We start from the raw sequence: 17,353 nt of genomic DNA, 5'->3' as shown, positions 1-17,353 counted from the left end.
AAAACAGAAAGGGAAGCTTTATGCGGCAGTTAAAACGGGAAGTGAAAATCGGCAATGTGACCATCGGCGGCAAGAATCCTGTTGCGGTGCAGACGATGCTCAACGTGCCGGTGGAGGATATTGAGGGCAATGTGGCGCAGGCAAAGCGGTGCGAAGCTGCTGGCTGTCAGATCCTGCGCGTGACCTGCCCCAGCCCGGCGGATGCAAAGTGCATCGAAGCCGTCAAGAATGCGGTGAACATCCCCATTGTGGCAGACATCCATTTTGACTATAAGGCGGCTCTGGCCTGCGCAGATGTAGGCGTGGATAAGATCCGCATCAACCCCGGCAACATCGGCGACGATGACCGGGTGAAGGCTGTGGTGGATGCCTGTCAGCGCAAGGACATTCCCATCCGCATCGGCGTGAATGGCGGCAGTCTGGAAAAGCACATCCTTGCAAAATACGGTGCCCCCACGCCGGAGGCCATGGTGGAGAGTGCACTGTACCATGTGCGCCTGCTGGAAAAATTCGATTTCAACAACATCGTCATTTCCATCAAGAACTCCAATGTGCCCCGCATGATGGAGGCCTACCGCCAGCTCAGCGCTGTCACGGATTACCCGCTCCATGTGGGTGTTACCGAGGCGGGTACCTACCAGATGGGTCTGCTGAAAAGCGGCATGGGCATCGGCGGAATGCTGCTGGAAGGCATTGGCGATACCATCCGCGTCTCGCTGGCCGCAGAGCCGGAAAAGGAAGTGGAAGCGGGCTACAACATCCTGCGCGCCGTGGGCTTCCCGGTAGCAGGCCCGGAGGTCATCACCTGCCCCACCTGCGGCCGTACCCAGTATCCCTGCACCGAGATCGCCAATGAGGTGGAAAAGCGGCTGCAGGGCTGCAAAAAATCCATCAAGGTGGCCGTGATGGGCTGCGTGGTCAACGGCCCCGGTGAAGCCCGCGAAGCAGACATCGGCATTGCCGGCGGCAAGGGCGAGGCGGTGCTGTTCATCCACGGCAAGCCCATCAAAAAGCTGACCGGAGACAACATCCTGGATCAGTTCATGGATGAGATCTATAAACTGTAATTTGGCTTTTTTCACAGCTGCCACACCTGCAAAAAAAACGGGTGCGGCAGTTTGTGCTGTATAAAAAGGAGTACCATTTGTGACACCACTCGTATCCAACCTGTGGCCGCAGTTCATGGTGGACCCGGCATTTGCGGCCTGCTTCGGGCAGGTCATTGTGGAGCATGCGCAGATGCTGCGGCAGGAACGGCAGGTCATCTTTACCCTGCGCAGCGGTGCGCCGCTGGACAAAAATCTCTGTGCCCGGCTGCTGGCATCCCTGCAGCCGGATTATGAGGGCTTTGAGCTGCGCATCCAGAACCTGTTTGGCTATGCCATGCTGGACGAAGCGGCCCTGCGCGATCTGATGGAAGAGATGAAGCGGGACGGCGTGCCCATCAACGGCTTTCTGGACCGGTGCAAGATCAACATCATCGGACAGAAGATCACCATCGGCGTATGCCATGGCACCAAGTTTTTGCAGGAGATGCACTTTGAAAAGCTGCTGGCAGAGCGCGTTGCGGCCCACACCGGGGTAACGCCGCAGGTAACGCTGCAAAGCGCTGTAAGCGAAGCCGAGCAGCACCAGATGGAAGAAAAGCTGGAGCGCAAGATCGCGCCACCGGTGGTCAAGTTTGAGAAAAAGAACACAGCACCGTCCATCAAGGTGGATGGTCTGGACCTGACCGATAAGCCCGTCACCATTTTCCACGGCAAGATGTTCACCCCCAAGAACCTCACCCCGCTGAAAGACCTTGGCGGCGAGGGCGGCAAGTGCACGATCTGGGGCGATGTGTTCTTCTCGGAGGTCAAGGGCAACTTCCGCAAAATTTATACCGTATCCATCACCGATTATCAGGGCTCCATCAACCTGAAGATCCGCGCGCAGGAAGGTGAGGACTGCTCCAAGTGGGAGAGCCTTGGCAAAGGCACCACCCTCATTGTGCGCGGCGACTGCTCCTACGACAAGTACGAACACGATTATATCGTCTACCCCTACGATGTGCTCATCGTGGAGCGCAAAAAGCGGGAGGATACCGCGCCGGTCAAGCGTGTGGAGCTGCATCTGCACACCAAGCTTTCCAGCATGGACGGCTTCTGTGACCCCGGCGGCATCGTCAAGCTGGCCCACCGCATGGGACATCCGGCCGTTGCCATCACTGACCACGGTGTGTGTCAGGGTTACCCGGAAGCCATGCTGGCAGCGGACGATATCCATAAATCAGACCCGGACTTCAAGCTGATCTACGGCTGTGAAGCCTACTTTGTGGACGACATGATCCCCTGTGTATACGGTGTGAAGGATCAGCCGCTGGACGGGGAGTTCTGCGTGTTTGATACCGAGACCACAGGCCTTGACCCCGGCGTGGAGTATATGACCGAGATCGGTGCCGTCATCGTGAAAAACGGCGAAGTGGTGGAGGAATTTGATACCTTTGTCAAGCCCGGCAAGCCCATCACCCCCAAGATCACCGAGCTGACCGGCATCACCAACGAAATGGTGGCGGATGCTCCCGGCGAAAAGGAAGCACTGGAAGCCTTCCTCAAATTTGCGGGAGACCGCATCCTTGTGGGCCACAACGTCCACGCCTTTGATATGCGTTTCCTGCGCGCCGCCGCCAAGCGCAGCGGCATCAAGCTGGAGCCGACCTATATCGACACCCTGACCATGGCGCAGGCCATGTACCCCGGCCTGCACAACTACAAGCAGGGCACCATCAACAAGCATCTGGAGCTGCCTGCCTACGAGGCCCACCGTGCCTGTGAGGATTCTGCCGCGCTGGGCCGCATCTTCGGGGTCATGCTGAACGACTTGAAAGAAAAACAGGTAGCAAAGGTCAGTGAGATCAACACCGGCCTTGGCGGCAACCGCGAGGTGCTGAAAAAGAAGTATTACCACCTCATCATTCTGGTCAAGAACCAAATGGGCCTGAAAAATCTGTACAAGATCGTCAGCGAAGCCCATGTGAACTACTTTTTCAAAAAGCCCCGGGTGCCTCGGAGTCTTTTGAACAAATACCGGGACGGCCTGCTGCTCACTTCCGCCTGCGAAGCCGGCGAGCTGTACCGGGCCATCGTGGATGGCACCAGCTATGAAGAACTGAAAAAGATCGCGTCCTACTACGATATTCTTGAGATCCAGCCGCTGGGCAACAACGCCTACATGGTGCGGGACGGCAAGGTGGACAGCGAAGAGGACATCAAAAACTTCAACCGCACGGTCATCAAGCTGGGCGAAGATCTGCACAAGCCGGTCATTGCCACCGGCGACGTGCACTTTACCGAGCCGGAGGATGCGGCTTACCGCGCTGTGCTGCAGGCGGGCAACGGCTTTAAAGATGCCGACAACCAGCCGCCGCTGTTCTTCCGCACCACGCAGGATATGCTGGCGCAGTTCTACTATCTGCCCAAGGAAAAAGCCTACGAGGTAGTGGTGAAGAACCCCCGCAAGATCGCGGCGATGATCGACAACAATGTTCGTGCCATCCCGCGCGGCACCTACCCGCCCAGCATCGAGGGTGCAGAGCAGCAGCTGCGCGATGCTACGTGGGAACACGCCAAGCGCGATTACGGTGACCCGCTGCCCGAAATTGTGGAAAAGCGGCTGCAGAAGGAGCTGGACTCCATCTGCGGCCATGGCTACGCCGTGCTGTACGTCATTGCGGTCAAACTGGTGGCCTATTCCAACGCGGGCGGCTATCAGGTGGGCAGCCGTGGTTCGGTCGGCTCATCGGCCGTGGCCCACTTCTCCGGCATCTCGGAGGTGAACAGCCTGCCGCCCCACTATCGCTGCCCCAAGTGCAAGCACAGCGAGTTCATCACCGACGGCAGCGTGGACGACGGCTTTGACCTGCCGGATAAAAACTGCCCCAACTGCGGCACCCGGATGCTGGTGGATGGCCACGATATTCCCTTCGAGACCTTCCTCGGCTTCTACGGCGATAAAGAGCCGGATATCGACCTGAACTTTTCCGGCGAATATCAGTCCAATGTGCACCGCTATACCGAGGAGCTGTTCGGCAAAGCCAACGTGTTCAAGGCGGGCACCGTGTCCGGTATTCAGGACAAGACCGCCTACGGCTATGTCAAAAAATATCTGGATGAGCGCGGCCGCACGGTGAACCATGCGGAGGAGAACCGCCTGACTCTGGGCTGCACCGGCGTCAAGCGCACCACGGGTCAGCACCCCGGCGGCATGGTCGTTGTGCCGGACACCTACGAGATCTACGATTTCTGTCCTATCCAGCACCCGGCGGACGATGTGGCAGGCGGCCTGCTGACCACCCACTTCGAGTTCAAGTACCTGCACGATACCCTGCTCAAGCTGGACGAACTGGGCCACGATATGCCCACCTTCTACAAGTATTTTGAGGAGTACACCGGAATCCCCATCGACAGCATCCCCATGAACGACCCCAAGGTGTACAGCCTGCTGACCAGCCCGGAAGCGCTGGGCGTGACCCCGGAACAGATCGACAGCCAGACCGGCACCTTCGGAATCCCGGAAATGGGTACCAACTTCGTGCGCGGTATGCTGGTGGAGGCACGGCCCAAGAACTTCTCTGAACTGATCCAGATCTCGGGCCTGTCCCACGGCACTGATGTGTGGACCGGCAACGCGGACGAGCTGATCCGCAGCGGCACCTGCACCATTGCGGAGGTCATTGGCTGCCGTGACAGCATCATGCTGTACCTGTTGCGCAAGGGTCTGGAACCCAAGATGGCCTTTGATATCATGGAGGCTGTGCGTAAGGGCAAGGTGGCCAAGGGCGGTTTCAAGGATGGCTGGGAGGAAGCCATGCGGGAGCACGAGGTGCCGGACTGGTACATTGAGAGCTGCCGCAAGATCAAGTATATGTTCCCCAAGGCCCATGCCGTGGCCTACCTGATGTCGGCCATTCGTCTGATGTGGTTCAAGATCTACCGTCCACCGGAGTTTTATGCGGTATACTTTACCGTACGCGGCGACGACATCGACTATGAGGCCGCTGTGGGCGGTGCGGCAGTGGCCCGCGCCCACATGGAAGAAGTCAAGCGCCGCCTGAAGGAAGAGAAGAACGCCAAGGACGAAGATGTGCTGGTCAGCCTGCAGCTCGTCAACGAGATGCTGGTGCGCGGCTACGAGTTTTTGCCCATTGAGCTGGGCAAGAGCCGCGGCTCCAAGTATGTGGTGGAGGACGGCAAGGTACGTCTGCCTTTCTCTTCGCTGAAGGGTCTTGGCGGTGCTGCCGCCGATGCACTGGAAAAGGTGACCATCCACGGCGAAGAATATATCTCGGTGGAAGAGTTGCAGCAGGCTTCCGGTGTCGGCAGCAGCATTCTGGACCGTTTGCGTCAGGTGGGCGCTCTGGGCGACCTGCCGGAGAGCAGTCAGGTAAGCTTCTTCTGAGGATTCTGAAAGCAAAAGTGCCTGCACGGCTTTAGCTGTGCAGGCACTTTTGCTTTAAAAAAGCACCCGCGGCAAAAATCGCAGGTGCTTAAAAATTCAGCAGAACGGGGGAGTGTTTACTCCACGCTGATCATATAATAGTAAACGGGCTGGCCGCCGCGGATGTGGCTGACCTCAACGTGGTTCGGGCACTTTGCCTTTACGATCTCGGTCACTTTCTCGGCATCCTCATCGCTCACGTCGCAGCCGGAAATGATGGTGACGAAGCTGGAATCCTTCTTGCACATGCCGCGTGCCAGACGGTAGGTAGCTTTGGTGATATCGTTGGAGGTGGAAACGATCTTGCCGTTCTCCAGAGCCATGATCTCACCCTTCCTGATGCGCTTGCCGTCGTACTCACTGTCGCGGGCAGCATAGGTGATCAGACCGGTGGACACCTTGTCGGCAGCAGCCATCATGTTGATGGTGTTGGTCTCGGCGTTCACGGAGGGATCAAAGTTCAGCATGGCGGTAATGCCCATGGGCACGGTGCGGGTGGGCAGAACGACCACCTGACGGTCGGCCAGCTTCTGGGCCTGCTCAGCAGCCATGATGATGTTTTTGTTGTTGGGCAGCACGAACACGGTCTTTGCGGGCACGCTCTGGATGGCGGCGAGGATATCCTCGGTGGCTGGGTTCATGGTCTGACCACCGGAGACCACTGCGTCTGCAGCCAGATCGGTGAACACGGCCTTCAGGCCTTCACCGGCGGCAACGGCAACAAAGCCATAGTCACGGCTGGGGTCCACAGCAGCGTAGACGAACTCGCTGGACTGAGAAGGGGCCTTCTCAGCAGAAGCCTGCTTTTCCAGGCTCTTGCCCTGCTTCTGACGGGCCAGGAACTGCTCGTGCATGTTCTCGATCTTGAAGTTGGTCAGGTAGCCATACTTGATGGCTTCGCTCAGGATCTTACCGGGGTCAGCGGTGTGCACATGCAGGTTGATCACATCGTCGTCCTCGATACACACCACGCTGTCGCCGTTGGATTCTGCAAAGGCACGCATCTTTGCGGCGCTTGCACCCTCATACTTGTTGATCAGGAACTGGGTGCAGTAGCCGTTCTTGATGTCCTCCACCTTCATCAGGTCGTCGGTGAACACGCCCTTGCCGGCGTTCTCGGTGGAGAGCTTTGCCTTGTTGGGAGCAGCCTCGCCGCCTGCCACGATGCCTTCGCCATGGAACACCTTGCCCATGCCCTCAAAGATAATCATGATGCCCTGACCGCCGGCATCCACAACGCCGGCCTTCTTCAGAACAGGCAGCAGGTTGGGGGTGTCCTCCAGAGCCTTCTGGCCGGCGGTCATCACCACATCCCACAGAGCGGGCACATCCTCGGCACCGCAGGCAGCAGCTTCCTCAGAGGCAATGCGTGCAACCGTGAGGATGGTGCCCTCGGTGGGCTTCATAACGGCCTTATAAGCGCCCTCGACACCCTTCTTCAGAGCCTCGACAATGTCGGCAGCGGTGGCTTCCTTCTTGCCTTCCAGCGCCTTGGAGAAGCCGCGGAACAGCAGGCTGGTGATAACACCGGAGTTGCCGCGTGCACCGCGCAGCATGGCGGAAGCAGCGGTCTTGGAAGCCTCACCCACGGTGCAGCTGTCGTCCAATGCTTCCAGCTCGCGCACAGAAGCACCCACGGTCATGCCCATGTTGGTGCCAGTGTCGCCATCAGGAACAGGGAAAACGTTCAGCTCGTCCACGCGGGAGCGCTGATTGTTGATGTTGTTGGCGCCAGAGATAATGGCGTCACGCAAAATCTTACCAGAAATCATTCTTTTTTACTCCTTGTACTTGCCGGAAAAGCCCGGCGCATTCGGATGAACCAACAAAAATCAGGCGATCACATCGTCTACCGAAACCACAACGCGGGCAACCTTCAGGCCGGTAGCCTGCTCCACCTCGTCCTTGACGCGGTGAGAGATGCTGCGTGCGGCGGTAGAAATGTTCAGGCCATAGCTCACTGCAATGTGCAGTTCGATCACCAGACGACCATCCTCCTGCGTGACACGGACACCCTTTTCCGGGTAATCAGAACCGTGCACCATGCTTCTGACGGCATCGGTCATATCACGGGGTGCCATTGCGGCAACACCGTAACACTGTTTGGCTGCTTCACCTACCAGAGTAGCAAAATACCCGGACGTAAAGCTGACATCCCCCAGAGGGAAACGGGAAGTGATCATAGTCGCTCTGCTCCTTTATGTTATTTTCATAAAACACATTCAAGGTCTGGTGCGCAGCGGCGGACAGATACACATACTGCGCCGAGAAACACCCACATTATTATACAACTTTGGGGCGCGCTTGTACAGCGCAAAATGCTGGTATATCAACTTTTTGCGCAGGTTTCTGCATTGGCGGCATGGTTCGGGCGGCTTCGCACCGGGAAGGTGATAGCATAACGGACGCTGGTTGCTTTTTATCAAAACCGAAAGTATGACGAAAGAAAGCAAACAATCTGTTAAAAAAATATAAAAGGTGGGTGATAACTCTTTATTCGACTATGAAAAAGTGCTAAAATAGAAACAAGGATAGGGACTGCGGCGCAGGGTCCCGCTTGTGCGGATGAACTGCGTTATTTTTTGCGCACGGCGCGTGGAACAATGTTTAGGAGCTGTTGTCATGAATATTCTGTTTTTCCTTTCACCCAAGCAGGATCTGATGTATGTTTACGACGATTTCACCCTTCGGCAGACGCTGGAAAAGTGGGAGAATAACCGCTACGCGTCCATTCCGGTGCTCAACCGGCAGGGAAAATATGTGGGCACCCTGACCGAGGGCGACATTCTCTGGGGGCTGAAAAAGTTCCATGGTCTGGATCTGGAAGCGGCTGAGGATGTCCCCATTTCGGCCTTCCCGCACAAGCGCGACTACAAGGCTGTCACCGTGACCACCAGCATGGATCAGCTGATCGAAGCGGCCATGAACCAGAACTTTGTGCCGGTTGTGGATGACCGCGGCATCTTCATTGGCATCGTGCGCAGGCAGGCGATCATCCGTTACTGCTATGAGAAGGCCCGCACAGAGCAGCAGGCCCATGAGCAGCGCATCCCGGAATATGCCGCTGTGCATTGAACGATATAAATAGGTGGCCAGCCGCCCGGTTCCGCATCTGAAGCCGGGCGGCTTTTTGTCTGCAAAATGCGTTGAAAATCCGATTTATAGTACCTGCTGTGTGCGATAATACAGCCATGGAACAAAAACGTTCTGAAAAGCTGCAAAAAACGAGATACAGGAGGGAACACGGATGAAAGATTTTGAACTGCGTTATGTCGGAAGCCATGTGGAAGTATACACCGGCAGCGGGGTGTTCCTGTTTTCGGCCGATACGGTGCGGGAAGCAATGGAAGAACTGGCAGAGTAAGCGACCGCAAACAGGCAGGGACTTCAGCGCAAATGTAAAATTGATGTAAAATAATTGAAAAGGAAAGAGCACGAATTCATTAAGAGACGGAAAAATGTGTAGAAAAAGTGATTTTCTTGTAAAATAAACCTTGTTGTGACAGGATAAAAAATGATATAATAGATTCAAGCGCGGTCATTGTGCGCCGTTCTGCGCAGCAGAGCGGCAGGCCGCAGCATCTGCCGGATCAAGCAGGCCCGATGTGCGGGCAGGGCAGATGTACAAGGATCAAAAGGAAGATCATTTTTAGGAGTATCGTTATGGATATCACACACATTACCTCTCTGTTGGGTGGAATTGCGCTGTTTCTGTACGGCATGTCCATTATGGGCGCTGGTCTGGAAAAACTGGCCGGCGGCAAAATGCAGGGCGTGCTGCAAAAGCTGACCTCCTCAACGCTCAAGGGCGTTATTTTTGGCACCCTCATCACGGGTGTCATCCAGTCCTCGGCCGGCACGGTCGTTATTTGTGTCGGTCTGGTAAACTCCGGCATCATGACCCTTACGCAGTCGGTAGGTGTCATTATGGGTGCAAACATTGGTACCACTGTTACCGGCCAGCTGATCCGCATGGCGGATATCTCCGGTGACAGTCTCTGGCTGACACTGATCCAGCCCAAGACCTTTGCGCCCGTGGTGGCATTTATTGGCTGCATTTTTTATGTGTTCCTGCGCAGCGCTAAAAGGAAGAACATCGGCCAGATCATGCTGGGCTTCGGCATCCTGTTTACCGGCATGAGCCTGATGGACACCGGTGTGGCTCCTCTGCGTGAGAGCGCCGTGTTCCAGAATCTGTTCGTTACCATGACGAATCCCGTTCTGGGCATTCTGGTGGGCGTGGTGGTCACGGTGATCATCCAGTCCTCCTCGGCATCGGTGGGTATCCTGCAGGCACTGTCCAGCACGGGTCTGGTCACCTTCAGCTCTGCCATCCCCATTATTCTGGGCGCACACATCGGCACGGCCTTTACGCCGCTGCTCACCATTGGCGGCTCCTCCAAGGACGGCAAGCGCGCTGCACTGATCCATCTGTACTTCAACATCATTGGCAGCGTGATCCTGCTGGCGCTGGTGTATGCGGTGCAGTTTACCGTTGGAATCCCCATGTGGAACGACGTGATGAACAAGAGCACCATCGCAAACATCCACACCCTTTCCAGCGTGTGCGCCATGCTGCTGTTCCTGCCGTGCAGCGGCGTGCTGTCCAAGCTGGCACTGCTCACTGTGCCGGACAGCGCCGAGGAAGCACAGGAGCTGAGCATGCCGGTGCTGGATGAACGTCTGTTCAAAAGCCCGGCTGTGGCCTTGCAGCAGGCTAAGAGCGCTGTGATCAAGATGTCCCGCCGTGCTGCCCGCAATGTGAATCTGGCTGCACCGCTGCTGCTGAAGATGGACGAGGATACCGTCAGCGCCATCCGGGTGCGTGAAAACCTGATCGACCGCATGGAGGTGGCAATCTCCAACTATCTGATCAAGATGACCGATCAGGAGCTGGGCGACGATGAGAGCCACACTGTGACCGAACTGCTGAATTTTGTTACCGAGTTCGAGCGCATCGGCGACTATGCGGTGAACATTATGGAAAAGGCAGAAGAACTGCAGGAAAAGGAAGCGTCCTTCAGTGAAAGCGCCACCAAGGAGCTGCAGCTGCTGGAGAATGCGCTGAACCGCATCCTGAATCTGACCAACGATGCCTTTGAAAACAGCGATATGCGTCTGGCGGCTCAGGTGGAACCGCTGGAGGAAGTGATCGATGTGATGGCAGAGCGCCTGCGCGACCAGCACATCCTGCGCTTGAAGGACGGCGTGTGCTCCATTGATACGGGTGTCGTGTTCCTGGATGTGCTGAACAATGCAGAGCGCATCTCGGATCACTGCTCCAACGTTGCTGCCCGCCTGATCGGCATGGATGCCGGCGAGGACTACGACTCCCACACCCTCAAGAGCATCATGCACCACAACCCCACCAAGGACTACATGCTGGAATACGAGGAGTGCCGCAAGACCTACCTTGCTCCGCTGGAAGAAATGGAAGCCTGAAACTAAGAAAAACCTCCGGGACGCTTTTCCCGGAGGTTTTTTGCGTTAAAAATCAGGCACTTTTGGGCAAAGAGACAATGACCCAGCGGTGCGGCCCGTGAAAGCCGTCCACCTTGGCGGCTTTGCTGCAGGTGCCGGGGCTGGGCGGGCCGAGGTGGATACCGCGGTCCAGCTGCTTGCCGCAAAGACGGCACTGGTAATGGAGGGTGATCTGTTCTGACATGAGGACGCACTTCCTTTTATGATCGCTGCAGGCGGTTAAGAAACTTTACATCTATTATCATTATATAATTTTTACATTGGGATGTCAATAAAAATAATCAGCAAAAGTAGATAAAAATTGAGCATTCTGCACTCAATCGCCCAGATCTTCCAGCAGCAGGTCCAGTTCCCGTTCGCTGTACACGGTCACACCGCGCTTGATGCGCACGGCATCGTTCTCCGGCAGAAGATTGGTGTAGATGCCGGTGACGGTGACAAGCACATCCGGCTGGCCATTGGTGCCGCAGCGGTAAACGGCCACGCGCCCGCCTTTGTCGCACAGGCGGTAGCTTTGGGCAGCAAGCTCCGGCATGGCCTGTGCGGCAAGGTCTGCTGCGGAGGAAGGCGGTGCTTCGCTGCCGGGGTCGGGCACCGGAAGGCTGAGCTTGGGCAGGGCCATCCAGAACAGGCTGAACACGATGGTGAATACGCACAGCCCGTAGAACAGGCAGGTGCACAGTTTGCGCATGGAGAAACACGCTCCTTTCCGGCTGAAGTATGCCCCAAAACAGGGGGGCGCAGTCAATTTTCACACGGGAATGCTGTACTTTGTCCGGCAGATTGTGTTATACTACAGATGATTAGACCTATCAGGGCCGAAGATTGGTTCTTGCCCGCGTTCTGTGCACGTGCTATAATATGGTATTGCGTGCAGTTCTGTGCGCTTTGATGGAAAAGTACCAGCGCATGGCGCTGAAAAAGCAGCCTGAATGTTAGGAGGCGATTTCTATCTCCGATATGAGAAAGATCAACCGTGCCGGTGAGGGGCATTCCCCGGCACCGGCGGGGCGGAAGGTAAATGTGAGCAACAGCCGCCGGGAGTCCCAGCCGGAACCCAAACACGGCCGGGAACCCAAAGAACCAAAGGAACCCCGTGAAAAGGGCAGACATCCCATTCTGCGCTTCATTGGCCGAACCATTGCTACACTGATTTGTCTGGGCATCATGGCAGGCAGTCTGGTGGCAGTGGGTGCTGTGTATTACGTGGTGCAGGCTACCGCCAACGACGGCGACCTGCTGGATCTGGACAACATTGAGCTGAGCCAGTCCAGTGTGGTGATGGCTACCGACCCGGACACCGGTGCACAGGTGGAGTATGCCACGCTGCGCTCTTCCAACAGCCACCGCGTGTGGGCGGATCTGGAGCAGATCCCCACGAACCTGCAGTATGCGTTCATCTGCACCGAGGATAAGGACTTTTACAACGAGCCCGGCGTCAACTTCAAGCGCACCATCGGCGCAATGGTCAACGAATACCTGCTGCCCATCTACAGCTCCAAGCAGGGTGCATCCACGCTGGAGCAGCAGCTGATCAAGAACCTGACCGACGACAAGAGCGCCAGCGGCATTGAAGGTGCACTGCGCAAGCTGCGCGAGATCTACCGCGCCCTCTGTCTGAGCCGCAGCTATTCCAAGGAGACCATTCTGGAAGCGTACCTGAACACCATCAGCTTTACCGGCACCATTCAGGGCGTGCAGACTGCGGCCAACGAATACTTTAATAAGGATGTCAGCCAGCTGACCCTGTGGGAGTGTGCGACCATTGCGTCCATCACCAAAAACCCCACCAACTATAACCCCTACACCAACCCCGAAAACCTGATCAACCGCCGTAACTTCCTCATGTACAACATGTGGCAGCAGGGTGTGATCAGCGAAGAGGACTACCGCAACGCAGCGGCCCAGCCGCTGGTACTGGCCGAGGAAGAGGATACTAAGAAGAATTCTTCCGTTACCTCTTACTTTACCGATGCACTGTTCACCGAGCTGGTGCAGGACATCATGGACAAGGAAAACATTTCGGAATCCGAGGCACAGAAGCTGCTGTACACCGGCGGCTTTACCGTTGAGTCGACTGTGAACACCAAGGTGCAGTCCGCCATGGAAAACCTGATGCTCAACACGGACGATGCCTACTTCCCGGCCGGCTGGCATGAGGAAGAGGTGACCTCTATCTCGGACGACGATGTACAGGTGATGAACGAGGACGGTACGCCCAAGACCCGCACCGGCGACGACGGTACCGTTTACTATTACCGCAATGTGCGTACTCAGGCAGCCATGGTCACGCTGGACTATGACGGCAATGTGATCGCCATTGTGGGTGGTCTGGGCGAAAAGAACAAGAGCCTCTCGCTGAACCGTGCCTACAGTGTCACTCGTCAGACGGGTTCTACCATCAAGCCTATCGGTGCGTATGCACTGGGTGTAGAGTATGGTCTGGTGAACTGGTCCACCATGCTCAACAACTCGCCCTTGTATCAGAAGCAGGATATGGTGATCCGCGATGAGGATTACTGCCGCAAGAACGGCCTGATGGGCCTTTCCGACAAGCAGCTGCGCGCTTATCCCAACGCATGGCGCAGCTGGCCCCGCAACTATGGCGGCAACTACGGCGACAACAGTGATGTGCCGCTGTGGAACGGTCTGGCCCGCTCGCTGAACACCATTGCGGTGCGTGTGGGTGATCTGGTGGGCGCAAGCAACATCTTCAATTTTGTGTACAACACCCTGCAGCTGAACACGCTGGACCCGGTAAACGATGTGGGTCTGGCGCAGATGGTCATGGGCAGTCAGACTCATGGCGTTACGCCCACGGCGCTGGCAGCTGCGTTCCAGATCTTCTACGATGGCCAGTACACCACCCCGCACCTGTATACCCGCGTGCTGGACCGTGACGGCAATATCTATCTGGAGAACAACTCCACCAGCTATCAGGCCCTGACCCCGGATACCGCTTATGTGATGAACCGCCTGCTGAAGAACGTTCTGTACTCCAGCGTGGGCACCGCCGGCGGCCGCTACCCCAACTCCAACGGCATGGAAGCCTTTGGCAAGACCGGTACCGCCAGCGACGAAAAGGATCTGTGGTTCGTGGGCGGCACGCCGTACTACGTTACCGCCGTGTGGTGGGGCTACGATGCACCCTATGATATGACCAAGACGCTGGGTAAGCAGCAGGCCAAGACCCGTACCTGTGTTATGGCGTGGAAGGCCCTGATGGAACAGGTGCAGGCAAACCTGCCGTATAAGGCATTCCCGACCTCTGCCGGTGTGGTGGAGCGCCGCTACTGCACCCAGAGCGGCCTGCTGGCAGGCGGCTCCTGCCCCAGCACCGCCGTGGGCTACTACCGCGCCGATGATCTGCCTGGTACCTGCAACTACTCCCATGCAGCAGCTCCTGCAGCGGCTGCACCTGCGGAGACTGCGGCACCGGAGCAGGCTGTCATTCCTGCGGATACAGGTAATCAGGATACAGACTGATCTGTAGCCATATGAAGGACAAAAGGCGTACTATCGGCACCGGCGCGGAGTGAATCCGGCAAGGAAATACCGCGCTTGCCGCAGCAAAACTGGATAATCTGACAAAAACGCATCCGACCTCTTGCATTGCAGGGGGCCGGATGCTATTATATTCACTGCAAGAACACTTGTGTTTGTGAGGTGAACAAGTTGGAACGCCGCTTTTATCTGGTAGATGCGCAGGTGCTGCCTGAGGTTTTTCTCAAGGTGGTGCGTGCCAAGGAACTTCTGGCCAGCGGGGAGGCACGCAGCATTTCCGCAGCCACCCGCGCAGTCGATCTTTCGCGCAGCGCTTTTTATAAGTATAAGGATTGCATTTTTGACTCCGAGAATGGCCGTGAGGTGATCACCGTCATGGCTACTCTGCGGGACGAGACCGGTGCACTGCAGAGCCTGCTGGCCGGCATCAGCGCCGCAGGTGCAAGCATTGTGACCATCAACCAGTCCACACCGGAAAACGGTGCCGCACTGGTGGCAGTCACCATCCGCACCGATACCATGCAGATGACCCCCGAAGAGCTGACCGAAAAACTTTCGCGTCAGCGTATGGTGGTAGGTGTGCACTGCGGGTACAATCTGTAAGCAGTCTTCAGAAAACGAGGGAGAACAACAATGGCTAAAATTGCAATTCTGGGCTTTGGCACGGTGGGCAGCGGCGTGTACGAGGTACTGTGCCGCAACGCTGCGGGTGTCTCCCGCCGTGCAGGTGAGCCGGTGGAGGTCAAGTACATCCTTGACCCGAAGGATTTTTCAAACCATCCGGATGCACACCTGTTTATAAAGAACTTCGATACCATTCTGGAAGACCCGGAGATCAAGGTGGTGGTGGAGACCATCGGCGGCACCCGCTTTGCGTATCCGTATGTAAAGGCCTGCCTTGAGAGCGGCCGCAGCGTATGCACTTCCAACAAGGAGATGGTGGCCACCTACGGCGCAGAGCTGCTGGGCCTTGCCAAAGAGCACGGCTGTGCCTTCCTGTTCGAGGCTTCTGTGGGCGGCGGTACGCCCATCATTACCCCGATGCACCAGTGTCTGGCGGCAAACGTCATCACCGAGGTGGAGGGCATCGTGAATGGCACCACCAACTTCATGCTCACCAAGATGGTGCGCGAAAATCTGGGCTTTGACGATGCGCTGAAGATCGCGCAAGAGCTGGGCTACGCCGAGACGAAGGACCCCAGCGACGATGTGGACGGCCGTGATGCCTGCCGCAAGATCGCCATTCTGTCCTCGCTGGTGTGCGGCCATCAGATCTACCCCCAGAACATTCCTACCCGCGGCATCCGTGCCATTACCACGGCAGATGTGGAAGCGGCGGAAAAGCTGGGCTGTGTGATCAAGCTGATCGCATGGATGAAGCGCGGCAAGGACGGCAGCGTGGCTGCCGGTGTGGAGCCGTGTCTGGTGCCCAAGGCAAACCAGCTGGCCAGCGTGGACGATGTGTTCAATGCAGTGCTGGTCAAGGGCGATATGCTGGGCGACGTGGTGTTCTACGGCAAGGGCGCAGGCAAGCTGCCCACCGCCAGCGCCGTGGTGGCCGACGTTGTGGATGCCCTGAAGCATGGCTCCAAGGTGCACGACAGCCTGTTCTGGCAGCCTGCTGAGCCGGTGGAGGGAATGCTCACCGACCCGGCTCCTGCTGCATATTATGTGCGTGTAGCAGGCATTGCTCCGGCGGTGGTGGAAGCCATCTACGGCTATGGCAGGGTGGTGGACGAACGCTACGAAGGCTGCGCTTACTTTGTGGAGCGAGCCGACGAAAAGGCACTGGCCGAAGCAGCCCGCAAGGTGGAAGCCGTGGGCGGCAGCGTGAAGCTGGTGCTTAAGCGTCTGCCGGAAGAAAACTGATAACGGAATAAGGAAAGGTGCGGCGGCTATGAAGATCAAGGTTTCTGTCCCGGCCACCAGTGCAAACATCGGCTCCGGCTTTGATGCGCTGGGTCTGGCGGTGACGCTGTATAATACGGTCACCTTTGAAGAGAGCGAAGTGCTGGATATCTCGTCTGCGGACGGTACCCGCATCCCGCGCGGTGAATCGAACCTCGTGTACCGTTCGGCAAAGGGGCTGTTTGAGAAGGTGGGCAAGCAGATCCCGCCCCTCAAGATCACCCAGACGAATCCCATCCCCATGGCGCGCGGCCTTGGTTCTTCTTCGGCCTGCATCATCGCGGGTCTGCTGGGTGCCAACCGGATGCTGGGCGATGTGCTCAACACGCAGGAGCTGCTCACGCTGGCCACCTCCATTGAGGGCCACCCGGATAACGTGGCCCCGGCTCTGCTGGGCGGTCTGACCAGCAGCGTGTTTGAGGAGGGCAAGGTGTACTCGGTCAAGCGCAATGTGGATGAAACGCTGTGCTTTGCCGCCATCGTGCCGGACTACAAGCTGCTGACGGAAGCCGCTCGTGCGGCCCTGCCCAAAGAGGTCTCCCACAAGGACGCAGTATATAACCTTTCGCGTGCTGCGCTGGTGCCCGCCGCCTTCTGCGAGGGCAGACATGACCTGCTGGCCATTGCCACCGAGGATAAGCTGCACCAGCCCTACCGTATGCCGCTGATGCCCGGCTCCAAGGAAGTGTTCGATATGGCACGCCTGTGCGGGGCAAAGGCTGTTTACGTTTCCGGTGCGGGCAGCACCGTGATGGCCGTAGCGGAAAAGGCGGAGGCCGAAAAGTTCTATTCCAAGCTGGAAAAGGGTCTGGAGCTGCTGGAAGGTCTGGACGGATGTGAAGCATTTACATTGCTGCGTTTGGATGCCGATAACACCGGCGCAACGGTGGAATGATAAATGGGTAAGGGAAGTGCAAGGCGCTGCTGACCGCTTCCGCCCGGTGTACCCCCTTTTGACAAAGGGACAAAAAGAGGAGAGTGACAA

11 protein-coding genes and 1 pseudogene are annotated in these 17,353 nt (G+C 57.1%); 8 read left to right on the top strand and 4 right to left on the bottom strand.

The window, feature by feature from the left end; genetic code table 11:
* Positions 1–5 precede the first annotated feature (5 nt).
* Together ispG and ACGHUK_RS08220 are read left to right on the top strand one after the other, a co-directional pair.
* Positions 6–1,067: pseudogene (ispG, locus tag ACGHUK_RS08225) on the top strand (flavodoxin-dependent (E)-4-hydroxy-3-methylbut-2-enyl-diphosphate synthase); the annotation flags it as partial.
* A 115-nt stretch (positions 1,068–1,182) separates the two neighbouring features.
* Positions 1,183–5,436, top strand: a complete 4,254-nt coding sequence (locus ACGHUK_RS08220; RefSeq protein ID WP_390575793.1) for a PolC-type DNA polymerase III — start codon at positions 1,183–1,185, stop codon at positions 5,434–5,436.
* A gap of 116 nt (positions 5,437–5,552) precedes the next feature.
* Here the strand turns inward: ACGHUK_RS08220 and ACGHUK_RS08215 are convergent, their stop codons facing one another.
* Positions 5,553–7,247, bottom strand: coding sequence for a DAK2 domain-containing protein (locus ACGHUK_RS08215; RefSeq protein WP_207698984.1), 1,695 nt, complete (start codon positions 7,245–7,247; stop codon positions 5,553–5,555).
* Positions 7,248–7,307: 60 nt separating this feature from the next.
* Complete coding sequence (locus ACGHUK_RS08210; protein WP_005945874.1) at positions 7,308–7,658, bottom strand: Asp23/Gls24 family envelope stress response protein; 351 nt, start codon at positions 7,656–7,658, stop codon at positions 7,308–7,310.
* A 439-nt stretch (positions 7,659–8,097) separates the two neighbouring features.
* On the opposite strand from ACGHUK_RS08210, the gene ACGHUK_RS08205 reads away from it, so the two are divergent.
* A complete protein-coding gene (locus tag ACGHUK_RS08205) occupies positions 8,098–8,550 on the top strand; it encodes a CBS domain-containing protein (protein WP_097775366.1) in 453 nt (150 codons plus the stop codon).
* A 588-nt stretch (positions 8,551–9,138) separates the two neighbouring features.
* Complete coding sequence (locus tag ACGHUK_RS08200) at positions 9,139–10,917, top strand: Na/Pi cotransporter family protein (RefSeq protein ID WP_223389697.1); 1,779 nt, start codon at positions 9,139–9,141, stop codon at positions 10,915–10,917.
* A gap of 52 nt (positions 10,918–10,969) precedes the next feature.
* Here the strand turns inward: ACGHUK_RS08200 and ACGHUK_RS08195 are convergent, their stop codons facing one another.
* Together ACGHUK_RS08195 and ACGHUK_RS08190 are read right to left on the bottom strand one after the other, a co-directional pair.
* The gene (locus ACGHUK_RS08195) at positions 10,970–11,140 is read right to left on the bottom strand and encodes a hypothetical protein (RefSeq protein ID WP_154255643.1); all 171 of its coding nucleotides are present in this window, start codon (positions 11,138–11,140) and stop codon (positions 10,970–10,972) included.
* 132 nt (positions 11,141–11,272) lie between these two features.
* Positions 11,273–11,647, bottom strand: a complete 375-nt coding sequence (locus tag ACGHUK_RS08190; RefSeq protein ID WP_120080248.1) for a hypothetical protein — start codon at positions 11,645–11,647, stop codon at positions 11,273–11,275.
* Positions 11,648–11,916: 269 nt separating this feature from the next.
* Here ACGHUK_RS08190 and ACGHUK_RS08185 point away from each other — a divergent pair, with 269 nt between their 5' ends.
* The 4 genes from ACGHUK_RS08185 to thrB all read left to right on the top strand — a co-directional run bounded on the left by ACGHUK_RS08185 (position 11,917) and on the right by thrB (position 17,263).
* Complete coding sequence (locus ACGHUK_RS08185) at positions 11,917–14,442, top strand: transglycosylase domain-containing protein (protein ID WP_390573994.1); 2,526 nt, start codon at positions 11,917–11,919, stop codon at positions 14,440–14,442.
* 180 nt (positions 14,443–14,622) lie between these two features.
* On the top strand, positions 14,623–15,063 hold the full coding sequence (locus tag ACGHUK_RS08180; protein ID WP_005945891.1) for an ACT domain-containing protein: 441 nt from the start codon (positions 14,623–14,625) through the stop codon (positions 15,061–15,063).
* Positions 15,064–15,093: 30 nt separating this feature from the next.
* Entirely contained in the window at positions 15,094–16,329 is a 1,236-nt protein-coding gene (locus ACGHUK_RS08175; protein WP_005945893.1) for a homoserine dehydrogenase, read from the top strand.
* 28 nt (positions 16,330–16,357) lie between these two features.
* Positions 16,358–17,263 (top strand): homoserine kinase, encoded by a 906-nt coding sequence (gene thrB / locus ACGHUK_RS08170; protein ID WP_097781703.1) that lies wholly within the window; start codon positions 16,358–16,360, stop codon positions 17,261–17,263.
* The last annotated feature ends 90 nt before the right edge of the window (positions 17,264–17,353 follow it).

It is taken from the genome of Faecalibacterium sp. i25-0019-C1 (assembly GCF_042854225.1).
Lineage (GTDB): Bacteria > Bacillota > Clostridia > Oscillospirales > Ruminococcaceae > Faecalibacterium > Faecalibacterium taiwanense.
Note: the sequence above shows the minus strand (reverse complement) of the source record. Positions and strands in the feature narration are given on the sequence as shown.